Source organism: Lonsdalea quercina subsp. quercina (genome assembly GCF_000688695.1).
Classification (GTDB): Bacteria; Pseudomonadota; Gammaproteobacteria; order Enterobacterales; family Enterobacteriaceae; genus Lonsdalea; species Lonsdalea quercina_D.
Window position 1 is genome coordinate 237,775 of sequence record NZ_JIBQ01000010.1, and the last position, 19,966, is coordinate 257,740.

The 19,966-nt window shown below is 58.5% G+C and carries 19 protein-coding genes; 9 read left to right on the forward strand and 10 right to left on the reverse strand.

Annotation, left to right across the window (positions count from 1 at the left end):
• Nucleotides 1–20: 20 nt before the first annotated feature.
• Nucleotides 21–1,919 carry a dipeptide ABC transporter ATP-binding protein gene (locus tag SB13_RS11990; protein ID WP_026740590.1) on the reverse strand — a complete coding sequence of 633 codons (1,899 nt, stop codon included), beginning with the start codon at nucleotides 1,917–1,919 and terminating at the stop codon, nucleotides 21–23.
• Nucleotides 1,920–2,245: 326 nt separating this feature from the next.
• Here SB13_RS11990 and moeA point away from each other — a divergent pair, with 326 nt between their 5' ends.
• From moeA to SB13_RS12010, 4 genes are all read left to right on the forward strand, one after another.
• Nucleotides 2,246–3,475, forward strand: coding sequence for a molybdopterin molybdotransferase MoeA (gene moeA / locus SB13_RS11995; RefSeq protein WP_026740591.1), 1,230 nt, complete (start codon nucleotides 2,246–2,248; stop codon nucleotides 3,473–3,475).
• The gene (gene moeB, locus SB13_RS12000) at nucleotides 3,472–4,245 is read left to right on the forward strand and encodes a molybdopterin-synthase adenylyltransferase MoeB (protein ID WP_027064101.1); all 774 of its coding nucleotides are present in this window, start codon (nucleotides 3,472–3,474) and stop codon (nucleotides 4,243–4,245) included. Before moeA ends, moeB begins: the two co-directional genes overlap by 4 nt.
• A gap of 154 nt (nucleotides 4,246–4,399) precedes the next feature.
• A complete protein-coding gene (locus tag SB13_RS12005; protein WP_026740593.1) occupies nucleotides 4,400–4,999 on the forward strand; it encodes a nitroreductase family protein in 600 nt (199 codons plus the stop codon).
• Between the two features lie 224 nt (nucleotides 5,000–5,223).
• Nucleotides 5,224–5,778, forward strand: coding sequence for a flavodoxin family protein (locus SB13_RS12010; RefSeq protein ID WP_026740594.1), 555 nt, complete (start codon nucleotides 5,224–5,226; stop codon nucleotides 5,776–5,778).
• A 65-nt stretch (nucleotides 5,779–5,843) separates the two neighbouring features.
• On the opposite strand, the gene SB13_RS12015 is transcribed toward SB13_RS12010, so the two are convergent.
• A complete protein-coding gene (locus SB13_RS12015; protein WP_235202405.1) occupies nucleotides 5,844–6,779 on the reverse strand; it encodes a lipid kinase in 936 nt (311 codons plus the stop codon).
• Nucleotides 6,780–7,099: 320 nt separating this feature from the next.
• On the reverse strand, nucleotides 7,100–7,264 hold the full coding sequence (locus SB13_RS17390) for a YqaE/Pmp3 family membrane protein (protein ID WP_036150603.1): 165 nt from the start codon (nucleotides 7,262–7,264) through the stop codon (nucleotides 7,100–7,102).
• Between the two features lie 387 nt (nucleotides 7,265–7,651).
• Here SB13_RS17390 and SB13_RS12025 point away from each other — a divergent pair, with 387 nt between their 5' ends.
• Nucleotides 7,652–7,846, forward strand: a complete 195-nt coding sequence (locus tag SB13_RS12025; RefSeq protein ID WP_026740596.1) for a YegP family protein — start codon at nucleotides 7,652–7,654, stop codon at nucleotides 7,844–7,846.
• A 204-nt stretch (nucleotides 7,847–8,050) separates the two neighbouring features.
• Here the strand turns inward: SB13_RS12025 and SB13_RS12030 are convergent, their stop codons facing one another.
• A complete protein-coding gene (locus SB13_RS12030; protein ID WP_026740597.1) occupies nucleotides 8,051–9,085 on the reverse strand; it encodes a hypothetical protein in 1,035 nt (344 codons plus the stop codon).
• 400 nt (nucleotides 9,086–9,485) lie between these two features.
• Here SB13_RS12030 and SB13_RS12035 point away from each other — a divergent pair, with 400 nt between their 5' ends.
• The 4 genes from SB13_RS12035 (at nucleotide 9,486) to SB13_RS17395 (ending at nucleotide 11,747) form a co-directional block, all read left to right on the forward strand.
• Nucleotides 9,486–10,031, forward strand: coding sequence for a hypothetical protein (locus tag SB13_RS12035; RefSeq protein WP_026740598.1), 546 nt, complete (start codon nucleotides 9,486–9,488; stop codon nucleotides 10,029–10,031).
• A gap of 10 nt (nucleotides 10,032–10,041) precedes the next feature.
• Nucleotides 10,042–10,743 (forward strand): isopentenyl transferase family protein, encoded by a 702-nt coding sequence (locus SB13_RS12040; RefSeq protein ID WP_026740599.1) that lies wholly within the window; start codon nucleotides 10,042–10,044, stop codon nucleotides 10,741–10,743.
• A 217-nt stretch (nucleotides 10,744–10,960) separates the two neighbouring features.
• Nucleotides 10,961–11,209 (forward strand): DUF883 family protein, encoded by a 249-nt coding sequence (locus SB13_RS12045; protein ID WP_026740600.1) that lies wholly within the window; start codon nucleotides 10,961–10,963, stop codon nucleotides 11,207–11,209.
• A 367-nt stretch (nucleotides 11,210–11,576) separates the two neighbouring features.
• Nucleotides 11,577–11,747 (forward strand): hypothetical protein, encoded by a 171-nt coding sequence (locus tag SB13_RS17395; protein WP_235202409.1) that lies wholly within the window; start codon nucleotides 11,577–11,579, stop codon nucleotides 11,745–11,747.
• Nucleotides 11,748–11,801: 54 nt separating this feature from the next.
• Here the strand turns inward: SB13_RS17395 and SB13_RS12050 are convergent, their stop codons facing one another.
• The 6 genes from SB13_RS12050 to SB13_RS12075 form a co-directional block, all read right to left on the reverse strand.
• Entirely contained in the window at nucleotides 11,802–13,637 is a 1,836-nt protein-coding gene (locus SB13_RS12050; RefSeq protein WP_026740601.1) for an ABC transporter ATP-binding protein, read from the reverse strand.
• Nucleotides 13,638–13,727: 90 nt separating this feature from the next.
• Entirely contained in the window at nucleotides 13,728–15,512 is a 1,785-nt protein-coding gene (locus SB13_RS12055; RefSeq protein ID WP_026740602.1) for a gamma-glutamyltransferase family protein, read from the reverse strand.
• Nucleotides 15,513–15,527: 15 nt separating this feature from the next.
• Nucleotides 15,528–16,403: an ABC transporter permease gene (locus tag SB13_RS12060; RefSeq protein WP_026740603.1), complete on the reverse strand. Its 876-nt coding sequence runs from the start codon at nucleotides 16,401–16,403 to the stop codon at nucleotides 15,528–15,530.
• Nucleotides 16,400–17,347, reverse strand: a complete 948-nt coding sequence (locus SB13_RS12065) for an ABC transporter permease (RefSeq protein WP_026740604.1) — start codon at nucleotides 17,345–17,347, stop codon at nucleotides 16,400–16,402. The genes SB13_RS12060 and SB13_RS12065 overlap by 4 nt, the downstream gene beginning before the upstream one ends.
• Before the next feature lie 84 nt (nucleotides 17,348–17,431).
• Entirely contained in the window at nucleotides 17,432–18,943 is a 1,512-nt protein-coding gene (locus SB13_RS12070) for an ABC transporter substrate-binding protein (RefSeq protein WP_026740605.1), read from the reverse strand.
• An 82-nt stretch (nucleotides 18,944–19,025) separates the two neighbouring features.
• Nucleotides 19,026–19,769, reverse strand: coding sequence for a FadR/GntR family transcriptional regulator (locus tag SB13_RS12075; protein ID WP_200872300.1), 744 nt, complete (start codon nucleotides 19,767–19,769; stop codon nucleotides 19,026–19,028).
• Between the last annotated feature and the right edge of the window lie 197 nt (nucleotides 19,770–19,966).

A 19,966-nucleotide genomic window follows, 5' to 3' on the forward strand; every position in this document is an offset into this window, starting at 1 on the left:
CATTCTCCTTGTGTTCCCTATCAGTAGGCGCCGGCGATGCGGTGGCGGGCGACGAAGTGCCGCTCTCCCACCTGCACCAGCGGCGCCGTCGCGGGCTCATCGCCCAATGCCCGGATCGGGCTGGGTATTTCATCAATCTGTAGCATCCGTTCCTGATGACGTCGGGCAGGATCGGGGCTGGGCACCGCCGCCATCAGCTTGCGCGTGTAGGGGTGCTGCGGGTTTTCGAAAACGTCCTGACGCGTGCCAATCTCGACAGTTTGTCCCATATACATCACCGCCACACGATGGCTGATGCGTTCTACCACGGCCATGTCGTGGGAAATAAACAAAAATGCGGTACCGAATTCACGCTGAATATCCATCATCAAATTGACGATCTGCGCCTGAATGGACACATCCAACGCCGAAACGGACTCGTCCGCGATCACCACCTTAGGATTGAGCGCCAGCGCCCGTGCGATGCAGATACGCTGGCGCTGACCGCCGGAAAACTCGTGGGGATAGCGCTGCGCATGTTCCGCCGACAGCCCCACGCGCTCCAGCAACGCGGCGACGCGCTGCTCCGCCTCCGCCCGATGGGCGACCTTGTGCACCAATAGCGGCTCCATGATGGAATACCCCACCGTCTGACGGGGGTCCAGCGATGCGTACGGGTCCTGAAAGATAAACTGAATGTCTCGCCGCAGATGCTGCAACGTGGCCCCTTTCAGCTGGTTAATACGCCGTCCACTAAAGGTAATCACGCCATCCTGACTGTCGACCAGCCGCAGCAGCGAGCGGCCGGTGGTGGATTTGCCGCAACCGGACTCGCCCACCAATGCCAGCGTTTCGCCCGGATAAAGGTCGAAGCTGACATGTTCTACCGCATGAACCTGACGGGTGATGCGGTTCAAGATCCCTGAACGAAGGGGGAATCGCGTCACCAGATTCTCAACTTGCAGGACCGGCGCCGCGCCAGCGGGAATGGTGTCCTGCGGAACCGCGGCAACTTCCTGCGAGTGGCCCGGCAAATCGAAAGGCAGAGGGAAAGGGTGTCCGCTCATGGCGCCCAGGCGCGGAACGGCGGCCAGCAAGGCCTGCGTGTAAGGCTCCTGCGGCGCGGAGAACAAAGGCGCGACAGCGCCGGATTCGACGCAGACGCCACGGTGCATGACCAGCACCCGGTCCGCCATCTCGGCCACCACGCCCATATCGTGAGTGATGAAGATCACCCCCATTTCCATCTCGCGCTGCAGCGAACGAATTAACGCGAGAATTTGCGCTTGAATGGTCACATCCAGCGCCGTCGTCGGCTCATCCGCAATCAATAGCTTCGGGCGGCAAGAGAGCGCCATCGCAATCATCACGCGCTGGCGCATGCCGCCAGAGAGCTGATGCGGATAGCGCTTCAGAACGTTGGCGGCTTCCGGGATCCGCACCCGCTCCAGCATTTGCAGGGCCTCACGTCGGGCGCTGGCATGGTCCAGCCCCTGATGCAGACGTACCGACTCGGCGATTTGTTCGCCGACGGGAAAGACCGGATTCAGGGACGTCATGGGTTCCTGAAAAATCATCGCCATATCCGCGCCGCGAATATGCCGCATCTGGGACTGGGGGATTTGACGAAGGTCGACGACCTGCCCGCCGCGACGGCGGAACAGCAGTTCGCCGCCGGAGAATGCGCCGCCCGCCTGCTCGATCAGGCGCATTAACGCCAGTGACGTGACCGACTTGCCGGAGCCGGACTCCCCGACGATCGCCAGCGTCTCGCCGCGATCGATGGTGAAAGATAAGTCTTGAACCGCATCGACCCGATGCTGATGTTGCATGAAATTAACGCCCAGCCCGCGAACGTCGAGTACGCGGTGTGGGGGCAGCGTCCCTGCGCTGCCTGCCTCGGAGGTAGGTGATAGATCTATCTGAGACGACAGTGTCATGTACGGTGAATCTCCCATAAAACTCGCTTCCCGCCGCTGTCGTTACGGGATCCTCATCGGTTTTCGACTATATTTAGCGCTGGCGTCAATGTAAAGCACAAATCATTCGCCGAGTTGATAAAAAGATCTTTTATAACAAAAAGTTACTACACATGCTCTCGCGCTATAAGGCCAAAGAAGCCCCCTTGTTCACATTTTCAACCTGCGGCGCGGCGCGCACTCATCCACCGCGTTCTCCCCTCAGGCGTTCTCTGACATAATGATGGCATAGGAACCCTGTTTTCGCCTGCGATCCTGCCTGCGGCGCAACCCTTTGTGGAGTATTCATGAACACATCCGGCCTTATTTCCCTCGACCAAGCGCTACAGCGCATGCTGGCGCTCATTACGCCGATCGCGGATACCGAGACGGTCTCGATTTATCAGGCCGATGGCCGCATCGCGGCAACGCCGCTGACCTCCCCGATCAACGTCCCCCACTTCGACAACTCCGCGATGGACGGCTATGCCGTGCGCGGCGATGAGGACTTCAGCCACCCGCTGCCGGTAGCAGGAAAAGCCTTCGCGGGCGCGCCGTTCGAGGGCGACTGGCCCGCCGGCAGCTGTATTCGGATTATGACCGGCGCCCCCCTTCCTTCGGGCGCGACCGCCGTTGTGATGCAGGAACACACGGAGGTGTCCGACACCGGCGTACGGTTTATGCATCCGATCACGCCGGGGCAAAATATTCGCCGCGCCGGGGAAGATATTCGCGAAAATGAGCCGGTTCTGAGCCCAGGTACGCGGCTTGGAACGGCCGAACTGCCGCTGCTGGCTTCTCTCGGCATCGCGGAAGTGAACGCCTATCGCCGACTACGCGTCGCCGTGTTTTCGACCGGCGACGAGCTACAGCCCGTAGGACAACCGTTGCAGCCGGGGCAAATTTACGATACCAACCGCTTCGCGGTGCGATTGATGCTGGAACAGTTGGGTTATGACGTGATCGACCTCGGCATTATCCCAGACGACCCGGCGGCACTGCGTCAGGCCTTTACCGACGCCGATGCCTGCGCGGACGTCATCGTCAGCAGCGGCGGCGTCTCCGTCGGAGAGGCTGACTACACCAAGTCGATGCTTGATGAGCTAGGCGACATCCATTTCTGGAAGCTGGCGATCAAGCCGGGTAAACCCTTTGCCTTCGGCAAGCTCCCCCACGCCTGGTTTTGCGGTCTGCCGGGGAATCCGGTCTCTGCCGCCGTGACGTTTTATCAGTTGGTGCAACCGCTACTGGCGAAGCTATACGGCTATTCGCAATGGCGATTGCCGGCCCGTATGCGGGTCAAAACCTCGACTCCGCTGAAAAAGACCCCCGGTCGACTCGATTTCCAGCGCGGTATTTTCTCGCGTAACGCGGACGGCGACATCGAGGTACGCAGCACCGGTCATCAGGGTTCGCATGTGTTCAGCTCATTCAGTCAGGGAAACTGCTTTATCGTGCTCGACGCCGAGCGCGGCCATGTCGCCGCCGGCGAGTGGGTGGAGATTGAGCCGTTCAGCCCTCTTCTGGGAGGGGCATGATGGCGACGCTGACGGATGCCGAAGCGCTGCGCTACAACCGGCAGATTGTCCTGCGCGGCTTTGACTTCGACGGCCAGGAGGCGCTGAAAGACGCCCGCGTGCTCGTCGTTGGTCTCGGGGGGCTGGGCTGTGCGGCGGCGCAATATTTGGCCGCTGCGGGCGTGGGGCACCTGACGTTGCTCGACTTCGATACCGTCTCGCTCTCGAACCTGCAACGGCAGATTCTGCATCGCGACGACCGAATCGGTATGGCGAAAGTCGCCTCTGCCGCCGTCGAGCTACACGACATCAATCCACACATCGCGGTGGAGCCGGTGGACGCCCGCCTGGACGACCCCGCGCTACAGGAGCGCATCGCCACACACGACGTCGTCGTCGACTGCACCGATAACCTGACCACCCGCAACCAGCTCAACAGACTCTGTTTCGGGCTGAAAAAGCCGCTCGTCTCCGGCGCGGCCATTCGTATGGAAGGACAGCTCGCCGTCTTCACCTACCAGCCGGAAGCCCCCTGCTATCAATGCCTCAGTCGGTTATTCGGCGACAACGCGCCCACCTGTGTGGAAAGCGGCGTCATGGCCCCGCTGGTCGGTATTGTCGGCTCTCTTCAGGCGATGGAGACCCTGAAATTACTGACCCACTTCGGCACCCTCAACACGGGAAAGTTGATCATGGTAGATGCCATGACGCTACAGTTCCGCGAACTGGCCCTACCCAAAGATCCATCCTGCGAGGTGTGCGGCAGCCCGTCTTCCTCTTTTCCCCGTTGATCCACAAAATTTCGCCGTGGCGCCCTCACAGGGTGCACACATCTTCTATCATTAGTCAGGTATCTATCCCACGGCCGCTGACCCGCATCGCAACCCCTATTCAGCGGCGCCAGAGAGATCAAGGGAACTCGTCCCTTGCAGAGAGGAATGACCTATGAGTAATGCATTTCTTGAGGCCATCAAGGCCCGTCGCTCCATTTACGCGCTCGGCCCTACGCTTCCCTTGTCGGAAGATCAGGTCACGCACATCATCATGGACGCCGTCAAACTTAGCCCATCCGCCTTCAACTCGCAGACCTCGCGGGTCGTGATTCTGTTTGGCGAGCAGCATCGAAACGTCTGGGACATCACCCGACGACAGTTGCAAAAGATTGTGCCCGCCGAGTCTTTTGAGCCAACCGAAAAAAAATTGGCCTCGTTCGCCGCAGGCGCCGGAACGGTTCTGTTTTTCGAAGACACCGAGGTGGTGAAAGCGTTGCAGAAGAAGTTCGCCACCTACGCGGACAACTTCCCGGTCTGGTCTGAACACTCGACCGGCATTGCGCAATTTGCCGTGTGGTCGGCGCTGGCGCAGGAACACATCGGCGCATCGCTGCAACACTACAACCCGTTGATCGACGACGATATCAAAACCGCTTGGTCCCTGCCGGAGAGCTGGCACCTGCGAGCTGAGATGCCTTTCGGCGCTATCGAACAGCCCGCGGGCGACAAAACGTTTATCCCGGATGACCATCGTTTCCGTATCTTTAAGTAACGGTTCTGCGCGCCGCGGGCGTTCACGCCCGCGGCCCTTTTCAACGCCGCCATCCCAATGTTTCCCTTTTCTCCTTCCCATCGTCGGCAGAACGTCACCGAAAACCCTCCGATTGTGTTGTTTATGAGGGGGGACTAGTATCAACACGTTCATTTCGAACATCCTGCGTATACAAAGCCTGTGCGCGTTCTGATTTTCATTGACTGAAACAGAGAGGCAGACACATGAGTAAGATCGCTGTAGTTTATTTTTCCGGCTACGGTCACACCAAGCTTGTTGCTGAAGTGGTGGCGGAAAGCGCCGGAGCGACGTTGATTCCGATCGACAACAACGGGGAAATCGAAGAGGCGGACTGGCAGACGCTGGCTAATGCCGACGGTATCATTTTCGGCACCCCCACCTATATGGGGTCGGTCGCCTGGCAGTTTAAGAAATTTGCGGATGCGTCATCCAAAGTGTGGGCTGAACGCGGCTGGCAGAACAAAGTGTTTGGCGGCATCACCAATAGCGCCAGCCTGAACGGCGACAAGGAAGTCACCCTGATTTATCTGCAAACGCTGGCCGCGCAGCACGGCGGCATTTGGGTCAGTCTGGGACTACTGCCTGCTAATACGCAAGCATCGACTCGCAGCGACGTCAATCATCTCGGCGGCTCAGTCGGCGTGCTGGTGCAGTCTCCTGCGGACGCGGGTGCGGACGCCATCCCGACGGGCGATTTGGAAACCGCCAAACTGTATGGCGCTCGAGTGGCGGACATCACCCGCCGCCTCCACGGCTAGTCACACCTTCAATCGTTAACAGGGACTCCCGCTCGACGGCAGTCCCTGTTTTTTTGGGCGGCGCGTCACTTCGGTGACGACGGCGTCGGCCCCGCGTCAGGCGTCGGGGCAAATACCCGCACCGCGCTTCGGCGAATACGGAATCTCGCGGGCGTGGTGCCGACAATCTCTCCGTCGGCATTGATATCGTGTGGCCGCGACGTCTGCAACGTCAGCGCGGTGGTCGAAAAAGCGCGGACCTTACGCCAGCGGCCATGGGTGCCGCGGCGGAGAAACGGGATCAGCGCAATCATCTCCCACCAGTGGTCGATTTCGAGACTGTAGACATCGAACAGCCCATCGTCCGGTCTGGCGCTTTGCTCCACCGTCATCCCCCCGCCGTAAAAACGCCCATTGCCGACGGACACCTGCACGGTTTTGACCCGTTCGCGCTGACCGTCGTGGTCGATCTCCACCGTAAACGGCCGGCTCTGTTTCAAGAGTCGAATGGCCGCCAGCGCATAGCCCACCGTTCCCCAGCGTTTTTTCGATTTGGCCGACAGTCCGCGCGCCATTGCGGCGGAAAAGCCAATGCTGGAGACGTTGAAGAAAGGATGACCGTTCACCTCGCCCAGATCGATGGCGCGCACCGCGCCGCGGGCGATAACCTCCACGGCCTGCTTGATATCGCGCGGGATCCCTAACGTTCTCGCCAGATCGTTCGCCGTTCCCAACGGCAGAATTCCCAGCGGCAGACCGGTTTCCATCAGCGCGTTAGCCGTCGAGTTCAGGGTCCCGTCGCCGCCCCCGACAATGACCATATCCACATGACCGGCATGCGTGCGAATGACATCCCAGTAACGGCTGTGCTTGTCCATTTTCGGGATAACGGGATCGATGTGTTCATCGCGCAGCCATTGAGCAATAGCGTCGATTGAGGTATCGCCATTGCGGGCCTTTCGATTAATTAACAATAGCGCGCGGAAGCGGTAGGTATCCGACATCTCTTGGGTATTCACCATAAGGCCTCTCTGACCCGCCACAGGGGAAAAAACTCGCAAAGTTAACCACAGTAAAAATCGCCGGTACAGGCTTTAGTCGGTGGTGAAAGGGATAATAGACAAAACATTACATTCACTGACGCGGCGGCGACGCCGTAAAAGCAAAAAAACGCGCGCTTCCTGAGAATAAAACAGTGAAGCGACCGGTGAAATAATGACGAAGGCGGTAATAATCCTTATCACCTTGAGGGAAATAGCCGATGTGTGTCGTGGATTGAAGTGAACGTGGCGCCATCAACGCCACGTCTGATAAAAGATAATTGGATTAGCGGACCCTTTATTTATGCATCCGATTTGGTCTGCACCCAGAATGCGTGAATCAGGCCTGGAATATAACCCAGCAGCGTCAGAATAATGTTAATGATGAAAGCCCAACCCAGCCCTTTGCCTAACAGCACGCCCAGCGGGGGTAAAATAATCGTAAAAACAATTCTCCAGAATCCCATACGCTTTCTCCATTCGAGGATAGTCAAGGTAACCATAGTCGCACGGCGTTAATATGCCAATTGTCGGTAAATCTAAGACCGGGTTATTTCAATCTGCTCAATATTGATCCCACCCGGGTTATTGACTGCCCCTTTCAAACTGGGTCGCAGTCGAACTCCTCACTGACACGTTCCCCCCCCTTTGCGCAGAGTCCGAAGCTAATCACTCCGGCTGTGATAATCGCTTAAATAGAGGTGGGGATGAAAGTCGCAAATACAATCCTGTCGATGAAACACCGCCGTAAACAATCAATTTTACTAAACATTTACTTTTGGCATTGATAAAACCGACTAATCGAACAATAGTTAATAGTGGTGTACATTCTTGACCAAATTTTAGGAGGATGAATGGGCTATTACATTATCAAGAAAACGAAGAAGACAACGGAGCAACCCTACTATTTCAAGCTAGTTGCCTCTAATGGCGAGACTATCGCCACCAGTGAGATGTACGCTTCTAAGCAAGGGGCGAAAAAAGGCATTGAATCCGTGCAAAAAAACGGGCCATCTACCGATATCCGAGACGAGACGGACGCCGAATAACGCTATTGAAAGGCCTCTCGGGGCCTTAACTTATCTTTCTTATCTCCCTATTGACCTGTCTCCCCTTTTTCACTTTTCCACCCACACTCGCCGTCCTCATCAGTCGTCAGCCCAGACAAAAAAATGTCCGCACGATCTGTGAAAGAGCGTGCGGACAGAGGTCAGACTTGGAATGCGCTTGGCAATTCTCTGATAATGCCCTCGTTAAGCGGCAGTATGTTTAAGGTTGGTTTTCACGCCCCACAGACCGCCCAGAACGCTAACCACTGCGCCGACCAGCAGTGCGAAGAAGGACCACAATGCGGCTTTAGCCATCATGCTGGCTGCCTCTGCTGCCTTTTCAGCTGCTTGTTGTTTGAATTCAGCGTACTGCTGTTTAGCCTGATTGATCTGCGCCTGAGCCTGGCTCAGACGTTTGTCCACTTCCTGAGCCGCTTTTTCACGGGCCTGAATCATATTGTCGACGGTTTTATCCACTTCTTGCGGCGTCATCGAGGTATTTTCAGTCAGTGCTTTCTTCAGGTCGTCGCGGTTGATCCCTTTGGAAATCGTGTCCGCACGCGCTTTGAGTTTGTCTGTCAGCCCCTGGATCACTGCATCGCTGTTGTTCGGCGCAGTGGCCAACTGTTTCACCGCCTGAGTGATTTCGTCTTTCGCTTCCATCATCTGCTGTTTCAGATAGTCCGGCTGCAGCGTCGGGATGTTGGATTTTTTCAGCGCGGCGGCAACGTTGTCCTGCACCTTATCGGACTGAACATCCGTATTCAGGGTGAACTGATTGAACGCGGATTTGCCCATTTCGCCCAGACCTGCGGCGCCGTGGCCCAGCATATTGCCAGCACCGGAGATGACCGAACCGGAGGCAGAAGCGATTGAACCCAACACGTTACCCGCCGTGCGGACAGCAGAGCCGACCAGCATCGCGCCCAGGATCGCCGCGACAATCAGCGACGTGGCCCACACCAGGAAACCGTGGATCATGCCATCGTTGCCAGCCAGGCGACCTGCCACGAAAGCACCGGCCAGCAGGCTGATGACGATCGAAATCGCAGTCCACAACCCAAAGGCCATACCGGCACCATTAGTCGGATTTTCGGCATTGGGATCAACAATAGCAAAGCCCATGCTGGTGCCTAACGTCGACAACAGCATAGACACGGCGAGAACCGTGACCACGCCACCGATAATGCTACCCCACGATATTGTTTTGAACGGTCTTATTTGATTGGTAACGTCCATCATGACTCCTTAGATTGAAGATACGTAAGATTACGAACGCTAATGAGTATAGACATAGAATCGCTCTTCAAGTCTTGATATGTTTAACAAAATTAAACCGTCATGCATGGGGCGACATAGACAAGGAGGCGTGAGTTTTGATCCACAGGACGCAGAAGCACGAGGAACCGGCTGGAGCAACGACGGCGCATTATAGGCATACCAAGCCCCAGCAGCTCAGTAGGTCGATAGCGACACCCTTACGACACGATTTATTTTCATTTCACATGCCGTCTCACGCTTATCGATAGGTGAAATATCGGCGTTATATTCTCTTCCTAAATGGCTTAGTCACTCTCGATATTTGTCAGGTATCGATCAATAAAGCGAGTCATTATTCCTATAAAAGGATTGCATCTACATGGAAACGGTCATTCCACCGGACGATTCGAGCACAATCAACAGTCCGGATGATTTTGAGCTAATCGCGCTTATGGAGTTGTTGAGTTTCGAAGATATAGCATTCACATCAATAAATTATTATTTATCCACCATGTTCCAGTCCGAAGAGCCGCCTCCACCACTATTAATCTCCTCAACCGGTAACCGGCGTCTCTTTATAAATTATCAGGGACCCGTGGATAATCTTGAACCTCATGATGTCGTTTTCAAATTTGCTCATCAAATCCACTCCGCCGCCATCAGCGCCAGCGACAGAATTCAACGAATGAAAGCGTTCATGCGCAGAAATATTCATGTGTTTATTATCGAACGTATTATTTCCCCCCAAAGCAAATCCCATATCAACGTCATTGAGGGACAAATAGAGTGGCGTATTCCCTCCCGGGCAATTGATTATAAGAGCCGCCTCTCCATTTCGGATAACTGGAAAACGGGGGCGCTCAGCCACGTCAAAGAAGTGATCAACCGCTATATGTCCACCTGCTGTTCTAAATATCATGAGTGAGGATGCCGCCATGAACACCACTTTACACCTCATCTGGGGACCAACAAGTACCGGGAAAACCGCAAGATCGGTGGCGCTGGCGGAAAAAACCGGCGCGCCGGTATTGGTTCTTGACCGTATTCAATGCTGCCCTGAAGTGACGATGGGCAGCGGACGTCCGACTGAACAAGAGCTGCATGGCACCGAGCGCGTTTACCTAAGCTCTCGCCCCATTGAACAAAGCATCATCTCTGCGCCACAGGCCGTTGAACGGCTGCATCTACTGGTGGACCATTACGCCAAGATCCATCCGCTGATTATTCTCGAGGGCGGCTCCGTCTCCATATTGCAGGAAATGGTCAAACACCAAGCCTGGGGCCAGCAGTACGACTGGTCTTTCGAGCCCATCCCCATGCCTTCCACCGAGCATTTCCTGAAACGCGCCAGAAAACGCGTATGGGAGATGTTTTACCCCGGTGGCGGACTGAAGTCGTTGCTGGATGAGATGGTACAGATATGGGCACACCCCGAGTGCCGTGACACGTTGGCGGACATTGACGGCTATCGCTGCATTATTAGCTATCTGCGTCAGCGGGGACGCCGCGTCGATGACATCCTCCGCATGTCTCTCCATGAGCATAAACAGATGGCGGAAGAAATCGCCCAGGAGTATTGGCAACATGCCGTCTGGCAGACGGATAACTTCCCTGAGATCCCCCCCAGTTGGCGCTAGACCGTCGCCACCGTGATTAATTTTAGGTCGCGGATCTACCGGGCACAGCGCATGCCATGCCCGGTTATTGCGTGCTTTACGGATACCCTGAACTGCGATTATCAGCCTGAACCGCGTCAAAAACGCGATAAAGGATAATTAAGATGTTTCCTTCCAGCATTCCTGCCAGCCTTTGCTACGCTTAGTGTGACATTTAGCCATTAGTAAAGGAGCTGGTATGTTCGGAAAAGCAGAAGATAAAGTAAACGAAGCGGCTGGCGCTGCTCAGGAAACTTTCGGCGAGGCCACTGACTCACACGAGCATCAGTTCAAAGGGGCGGCGAAAAAGTACGCTTCCCAGGCCAGCTATGCCGCACGCGATGCGGCTGATGTGGTGAAAAGCCAGGTTAAATCCAACCCGATGGCAGGCGTCGCGATTGCCGCCGCGACCGGGATTGTGCTGGGATTTTTACTCGGCCGTAAGTAAGTCACCTTCGCCGCTTTAGCGCGGCAAGCACAAAGGCCCCTAACCGGGCCTTTTTTTATGGACGAGAATAGCCTGTTAAGAGGACCTGCCGTTCACGCCTATCGCTTACGTTGAAGGCAAGCTGGGTGTAAAGCCGCTCCCACCCCGTGCCTAAAGACGTAACTTGCTCAAAAGAGAACAACAAACATTCTCCCTTATGTTATCAGGCCATCTCAGCGCGATGGGCAAACCGGATGCCTGAACGAGGACATAGATATGAGTGAATTACGCGAAAAATAGAGGGTGATGATGGGCGGCAGTGCCGTTATCGATTTGACTCTCGCCCGCAATCCGCGTCAACGCCGTCACGCCGACAGGGACCCCGACGATCTTCTGGCGCGCCCAATCCGCAGAGAGCGTGGAACAGATGCGTCAGCGCTTCGCTGTCCTCATTCCGCAGGGGCGGACGACGGAAATTGAAGCGCTGGCGGCCGCCACTTTGTTCCTGATGAAAAAAGATTTCATCACCGGACAGCAGCGGGGATGGACGGCGGCGTGATGCTGAACTGATCCGCCGACGTCTTGCGGTCATGATTCACCTGTCGCCGCGCTCTCACGAGGCGTCAGACGCCATCACCCGATGTCCGGGGCCGACCTCGAGATATACGCGCGGCGGCGGCACATAGCCCACAGGACGCACCGGGCTTTTCAACTCTTCGATCGCCGCATTACGCCGCATACCGCGACGCGCAGGATCTGGCACCGGCACTGCCGCAATCAGCTTCTGCGTGTACGGATGCTGCGGGTTGGCGAAGATCGCCTCGCGCGGCCCAATCTCGACGATTTCCCCGAGACGCATCACCGCCACCCGGTGACTGACGCGCTCCACCACCGCCATATCGTGGGAGATGAATAGAAAGGCGATATTGAACTGCTCTTGCAAATCGAGCAGCAGATTACACACCTGCGCTTTTATCGACACATCCAGCGCCGAGACGCTTTCATCCGCAATGATGACCTTGGGATTCAACGCCAGCGCCCGGGCAATCGCCACCCGCTGGCGCTGGCCGCCGGAAAATTCATGCGGGAAGCGATCCATCATGGACGCCGACAGTCCCACTTGCTCCAGCAGTTTGGCCACCTTCTGCCGCGCCTCGGACGGCGTGGCCAGCCGGTGTTTGATCATCGGCTCGGCGACGGCCGCCCCCNCCGTCATCCGCGGGTTCAGGCTGGAGAACGGATCCTGAAAAATCATCTGCGCGCTGCGGCGCATCGTGCGTAGACCGACGACGTCAAGGTTGAGCACATCGTAACCGTCCAGCTGAACTTCGCCGCTTTGTGGTTCGATCAGGCGAATGATAGAACGTCCGGTCGTCGATTTGCCGCAGCCGGACTCGCCTACCAGCGCCAGCGTCTCGCCATGAAACAGATCGAACGACACATTCTCGACCGCATGCACGGCGCCGCTCGATCGCCCCAGCAGGCCTGAACGCAGAGTGAACCGCGTCACCAGATTTTTTACGGACAGCACCGGCGTTTTGCCGCTCTCCACCGTGTGGGACACGTTATTCGCAGGAAGGACTTCGCCGCTCTGCATGTCGATACGAGGAAAGCGCAGCGGCCAAGGTTGCCCCACCATCGACCCCAGCGTCGGGACGGCGGCGAGCAGCGCGCGCGTGTAGGGATGTTTGCCGTGCCGGAACACCTCCGCCGTCTCGCCCGTTTCCACCTGTTCACCCCGAAACATCACCAGCGTCCGATCGGCAATTTCCGCCACCACGCCCATGTCATGCGTAATGAACAGCACCGCCATCCCCTCCTCTTCCTGCAGGGTTTTGATCAGATCCAGAATCTGGCCCTGAATGGTGACGTCGAGCGCGGTCGTCGGCTCATCGGCAATCAGCAGTTTGGGCTTAGAGGCCAGCGCCATTGCAATCATGACGCGCTGGCGCATACCGCCCGAGAACTGGTGTGGGTAGTCGTCGAACCGGGCGGCGGGATTGGGGATGCGCACCTTGTCCAGCAGCCGGAGCGTTTCGGCCCGCGCGGCCACCTTGCTCATGCCCTTGTGCTGCCGCAATACTTCCGAAATCTGCCGCCCGATGGTGAACACCGGGTTGAGCGACGTCATCGGTTCCTGGAAAATCATCGCGGCGTCGTTGCCGCGCACCGCGCGCATCGCCTTCTCCGGGAGCGACAAAATCTCTTTTCCGTTTAACAAAATGCGGCCTTCGATACGGCTCGAACGCGGATCGAGCAGACGCATCACCGACAGCGAAGTGACGCTTTTGCCGGAGCCGCTCTCGCCGACGACGGCGACCGTTTCACCGGCTCTGACCTCGAAGGAGATCCCACGCACGACGGTTTTCCACACGCCGTCCACCCGAAAAGAGGTAGTGAGATTCTGTACGGAAAGTACGCATTCCCGCAGCGGTTTTTGCTCATTCATGGTTCTGTCTCCCCCGTGAGTGGCGGCCGTCTCCGCACACCGTATTGACCCGATTGTCTCGCTCCCTTTCACGCCGCCGGGCGACGCNCCTCATCGCCCTATCGCATACGCTTGCATCAAACGCGGCGTGGCGGCGGCGCGCAGCAGCCCGTCTTCGTCCCGGCGCGCGGCCGTTAAACGACCGATCGTCCAGGGATCGGACGCCACAATGTCATGACCTCGCGCTTTAAGGGCCGAGAGCGTGGCGTCGCCGATACTGCTTTCAATCATCACGTGGCCCGGCTGACGCGTGCGCGGGTAGAACGAGCCGGGGAAATGCGCGGNGTGGAATAGCGGCAGGTCGATGGCCTGCTGCAAGTTCAATCCGTAATGGGCGTAACGCAGGAAAAACGCCAATTGCCACTGATCCTGCTGGTCGCCGCCCGGCGTACCGAACGACAGCGTCGGCCGACCTTCATACAGGGCGATCGACGGCGTGAGCGTGGTGCGCGGACGCTTGCCGGGCGCCAGCGATGTCGGCAGGCCCGGTTTTAGCCAGAACATCTGCGCGCGGGAGTTCAGGCAGAAGCCCAGCCCCGGGATCACCGGCGACGACTGCAGCCAACCGCCGGACGGCGTGACCGACACCATATTGCCCTCGCGATCGATGACGTCGATATGCACCGTGTCTCCCCGTTTTTCGGTCAGGTGCGACATGGTCGGTTCATACACGGCGCCGCTGCCGCGCTGCGCGGCGAGCATGCGCAGCGTCAGATCGTGTTGATCGGTGAAACCCGGCAGACGCCCCGGCCGCAGCGCCAGCGATGCCTCGGCGGCGATCAGTTTGCGGCGATCGGCGTTATAACCGTCGGACAACAAGGTCTGCATCGGCACCGCGGCAAAGTTCGGGTCGCCGTAATAGACTTCACGGTCCGCATAGGCCAGCTTCATGGCTTCCACCACCGTATGTACAAAGTCCGGCCCCGCCGGATCCATGGCGGCGATGTCGATGCCCTTGAGCAGCGCCAGCGACTGCAATAGCACCGGCCCCTGCCCCCAAGGACCGGTTTTGGCGACGGTCCAGCCGTGGTAGTCATACATCGTGGGCGCTTCAACCGTTGCCTGCCAGTTCGCCATATCGTCGGCGGTCAATACGCCTTTATGGCGATGGCCGCTGGCGTCCATCACTTCCGCCGAGTGCAGATAGTCCGCGATCGCCTCGGCGACAAAACCGCGATAGAAGGCATCTCGCGCCGCGTCGATACCCGCCTCGCGTCCCGGCCGGGCTTCAGACTCCCGAATAATGCGCTTCCAGGTTTCGGCCAGCACCGGATTGGTGAAATTCGACAGCGCGGCAGGCGCCGTTCCGCCGGGCAGCCACGTGTCATACGACGTCGGCCACTCCGTGCGAAAGAACTCGGCCAGATCGGTGATGGTCGCCGCCACCCGCGGCAGCAACGGATGACCGAGCTCCAGATAGCCGATCGCCGGTTCCAGCACTTCACGCACGGTCAGGGTGCCGTAGTCGCGCAGCATCAGCATCCAGCCGTCGAATGAGCCGGGGATCACCGTCGCCAGCAGGCCGTCGCCGGGGATCAGCTCCAGCCCCTCGGCGGTGTAGTGCTCAAGCGTCGCCGCCGCCGGGGCAGTACCCTGCGCGCAGATCACCTCGACTTTGTCCTTTTTGCGCGAATAGATGACGGCGGGCATATCGCCGCCGGGTCCATTCAGATGCGGTTCGACCACCTGCAACACAAAGCCGGTGGCGACGGCCGCGTCAAACGCGTTGCCGCCCTTTTCCAGAATGCTCATGCCCACCGCCGAGGCGATCCAGTGGGTGGACGTGACCACCCCGAAAGTGCCTAAAATCTCCGGACGCGTGGTAAATGCGTTCATGACGCTCTCCTTCTGTTATGAGTTTTCACGCGGGTCGAGCGCATCTCGCAAGCCATCGCCCAGCAGGTTAAAGCCAATCACCACCAGGAAGATGGCGGCCCCCGGCCACAGCGCCATCCAGGGCGCCTGCGTCAGAAAGTTTTTGGCGACATTCAGCATCGATCCCCAGCTGGGCGCAGGCGCCTGCTGGCCGAGGCCGAGGAAGGACAGGCTGGCCTCCGCGATAATCGCCGNCGCCACCGTCAGCGTCGCCTGAACGATAATTGGCGGCAGGATATTCGGCAGGATGTAACGCAGCAGAATATCGCCGTGGCCCAGTCCGATGGAGCGCGCGCCTTCGATGTAGTCCTCGGTTTTGACCGCCAGCACCTGCGAGCGCGTCAGCCGAATAAAAATCGGCATTGCGGACAGGCCGATGGCGATCATCGCATTCGTCAGGCTCGGACCGAGAAATGCCGCCAGCGCAATCGCCATAATCAGGAAAGGCATCGCCAGAAACGCCTCGGTCACGCGGGAAATCACCTGATCGACCCAGCCGCCGAAGTAGCCGGAAATCAGGCCGAAAGGGACGCCGGTCAGCACGGCGATGGCAACGGAGATCACCCCTGCCATCAGCGAGGCCTGCGCGCCCCACACCATACGCGACAGCACGTCGCGGCCGATGTCGTCCGTCCCCAGCCAGTGCGCGGCCGACGGTGCCTTGCGGATGGCGCTCCAGCTGGTCGCCAGCGGATCGGCCAGCGGCAGCAGCGGCGCCAGCACCGCCAACAGGGCGAAAAAGACGATGATGATGAGACCGGCGATCGAACTGCGGTTGCGCTTCATCTTCTTCCAAGCGCGGTTTCCGGCCACGGCCTGCGGCGCGACGACGACGGGTTCAGTCAGGCTCATAGCGCGCTCCTCATTCGCGGATTCAGCAGCATGGCGGCGACGTCCGCCAGCAGATTCATGACGATGAAGCCCACCGCTGTACACAGCACCACGCCCTGCACCACCGCATAGTCGCGGTTGAAGACCGCATCGACGATCAGCTTACCGAAACCGGGGATCGTGAAAATCTGTTCGGTCAGTACCGCGCCCGCCAGCAGTTCGCCGAACAGCAGCGCCGTGAGCGTGATGATAGGCGACAGCGCGTTGCGGAAAGCGTGGCTCAGCACCACTTCTCGGTTGGATAGCCCTTTGGCGCGCGCCGTGCGAATGTAGTCTGCTTTCATGACCGACAGCATCGCCGAGCGCGTATGCCGCATCAACGTGGCCGCCAGCGCGGTGCCGAGCACGAAGGCTGGCATGAGCGTGGTTTGCAGGGAACGCAGCGGATCGGTGAACAACGATTCGTAGCCCGACGCAGGCAGCCAGCCTAACTGTACGGACACCAGCAAAATCAGCATGATGCCGAGCCAGAAATTGGGGATCGACAGCCCCGACAACGCCACCACGTTAGCCAGATAATCCAGCGTCGTGTTCTGCTTCACCGCCGCCAGAATGCCGATCGGCACACCGATGATCAGCGCGAAAAACATCGCCATTACCGCCAGTTGGAGCGTGACCGGGAGTTTTTCGCCAATCAAATCCAGCACCGGCTGATTGGTGCGGAGCGACACCCCGAAGTCGCCCTGGGCCACGGCCCCGAGCCAGTAGAAGTACTGATACACCACCGGGTCGTTCATGCGATATTTTTCACGCAGCAGCTCCAACACCGCCGGATCGCGCTCTTCGCCCGCCATCGCCAGGATCGGATCCCCCGGCAGCAGCTTTTGCAGCGAAAAAACGAAAATGGAGATAATCAGGAGCGTCGGTATCGCCACCAACAGGCGTTTGCCGATATAGATGTGCATTCGCGCGTTTCCTTATTTAAAGAGTGCCTCAACCGGGTCCGCCGAGGGGATAACGTGCCTCCCCCCCGGCGAGCGCACGCCGAATTAGTTGCCTTTTTTGACGCCCGTCAGGCGGATCATGCCGTCGGCGGACGGCGTAAATCCGGCGATTTTTTTGGAGTAGGCATAGAGGTAGGCCTGATGACCGAGATAGATCAGCGGCAGATCGTCGTCCAGAATCTTGGTGGCGGCGTCGTACCGGGCTTTGCGCACCGCATTATCCGTGGATTCGCGCGCCTCGTTCAGCAGCTTGTCGACCGCAGGATTGCAATATTTGGTGTCGTTGATGCCGCCGTCGCAGGTCACAAACGGGTGAATATTGCCGTCCGGATCCGAACGGCCGGACCAGTCGGAGCGCGACAGCACGTAGTTCCCCGCCGTCTGTTCGGAGAGCAGCGTGGCGAACTCGGTCGCTTTCAGTTTGACGTTGAAACCCGCTTCGGCCGCCATGGACTGGATCACCTGCATCATCTGGGTCTGCGTGGTGTTGTTGGCGTGCTGGAGTTCGATATCGTATTTCTCATAGCCCGCCGCCTTCATCAGCGCCTTGGCTTTCGCCACGTCCCGCGCCGGGACCGGCAGATGCTGGTTATACCAAGGGCTGGTGGACGGCCACGGCTGATTGCCAGCGAGCGCCGTGCCCTCGAAGACCACCTGATTGATGGCTTCACGGTCGATAGAGAGCGAGAAGGCCTGACGCAGCCGTTTGTCCTTGCCGAAGGGGTTGTTGGCCTGCGGTCCGTTGCCAATATTGATGTACAGCGCCATATAGCCCGGTCCGATGACCTTGCCGTAGTTGAGGTTCGGGTTCTGCTGCACGGCGGCGACATCCGACGCCGAGATACGCTCGGCCAGATCCAGCTCGCCGGACTGCAAGTTGGCTAACCGTACCGTCGTGTCCGGGATGGGGAGGAAGGTCACCTTATCGAGAAAGATGTTGCCGGCGTTCCAGTAGCGGGGAAATTTCTCCAGCACGATGCGGTCCTGCTGGACGCGCTGCACGAATTTAAACGCGCCGGAGCAGACGGGATCCGAACCAAAATTGGCCCCGAGCCGTTTGCCCGCCGTCGGGGAGATCATCGTGCCCGCGCGATCGGACAGCTGAGCCAGCAGGCTGGCGTCGGGGCTTTTCAGCGTGAATTTCACCTGATATTCGCCGATCGCCTCCACGCGGGCGACGGAGGCCAGCTCGCTTTTGCGGCGGGACTCCGGCATCGTCATGTAACGTTGGATGTTGTACACCACCGCTTCCGCGTTAAACGGTGTGTCATCGTGGAACACCACGCCCTTGCGCAGATCCATCGTCAGCGTTTTGCCGCCGTCGCCCCACGACCACTGCGTCGCCAGTTGAGGAACGATCGACAGCGAGTTGTCGACGTCCACCAGCCGATCGCACAGGCTGGTGTAGATAATGCGCCCGACAAACGTGCGCGACTGGGCCGGGTCCAGTACGTCAGGGTCGTCTTGCAGGCCGATGCGTAATTCTGCCGCCTGCGCCGTCGTCGCCATCACTGCACCGGCCAGCAAGAGCCCGGTCTGTTTGATAAGTCGGTTCATGTCATGTTTCCTCTGGTCGATAGCAAAAGCCGAGAGTCGGCGCAATGAATGCAGGTCAGACGGCGCTGGCCCGCGGAAAAATTTAGCGGCGGAGCGCTTCCGCGTCGGCCGGCGCGTCGTCGCGGAGCGCGGTATGGCGAATGAGCCTATCCTCCAGCGTCAGCAGGTGCTGGCGCATCGCCTCGCCCGCCCTCACCGGGTCGTGGGCGGCAATCGCGTCGATGATTTCCGTATGATCGCTGTGCGAGTCGGTGGGCGACGCATTGTGACTGCGGGCCAACGCGCGTAGCGCCTGCCAGGCCGGGTACTGCCGTACGCGGTTCACCACGTCGAACAACGAGAGAAACAGCTGGTTGCCCGCGCTTTGCGCAATCAGCCGGTGCAAAGAGCCATCCCACAGCTCACGCCAGTCGGCGTCGGTGCGCTCGTAAATTTTGTCGCGCAGCGCCCGCATCCGTTCGATGTCCGACGGCTTGGCGCGCAGCGCGGCCAACTGCGCCAGCTGCGGTTCGATGCGCAGCCGCACCTCCATGATTTCCATGAAATTGGTTCCTTCGATCAGGTTGGCCGCGTGGGTTCCCCAATGGTCCGGCTTTTGTCCGAGAAACGTGCCGGAACCCTGCTTACGCCAGATTAGCCCCTCCGCTTCCACCACCTCCAGCGCGCGCCGCACCTCGCGTCGTCCCACGCCCCACAGCTCAGAGAGCGCCCGCTCCGTCGGCAGTTTTCCATCAGGCTCCAATGCGCTCTCGCGCAGAAGTTCACGCAGTTTCTCGAGCGCATAATGTGAATTTTCCGTTTTCTTGACGCGGGCCATGTCGCTCATTGGTTCACTCCAATTGGTAATTGGTTCAAAAAAAGCACGATGACCGGGTCAAGTCAATACAGGGAAAAGGCGCCAAATGTGCGGCCAATAGCCGCGAAATCACTACGATTTAGCTGGATTGGGTGCAGATGCTGCGGCATTGAACCGGGCGACCGGTTGAATACATGGCGAGTGTCGATTTTTTAAGCGTTTTATAT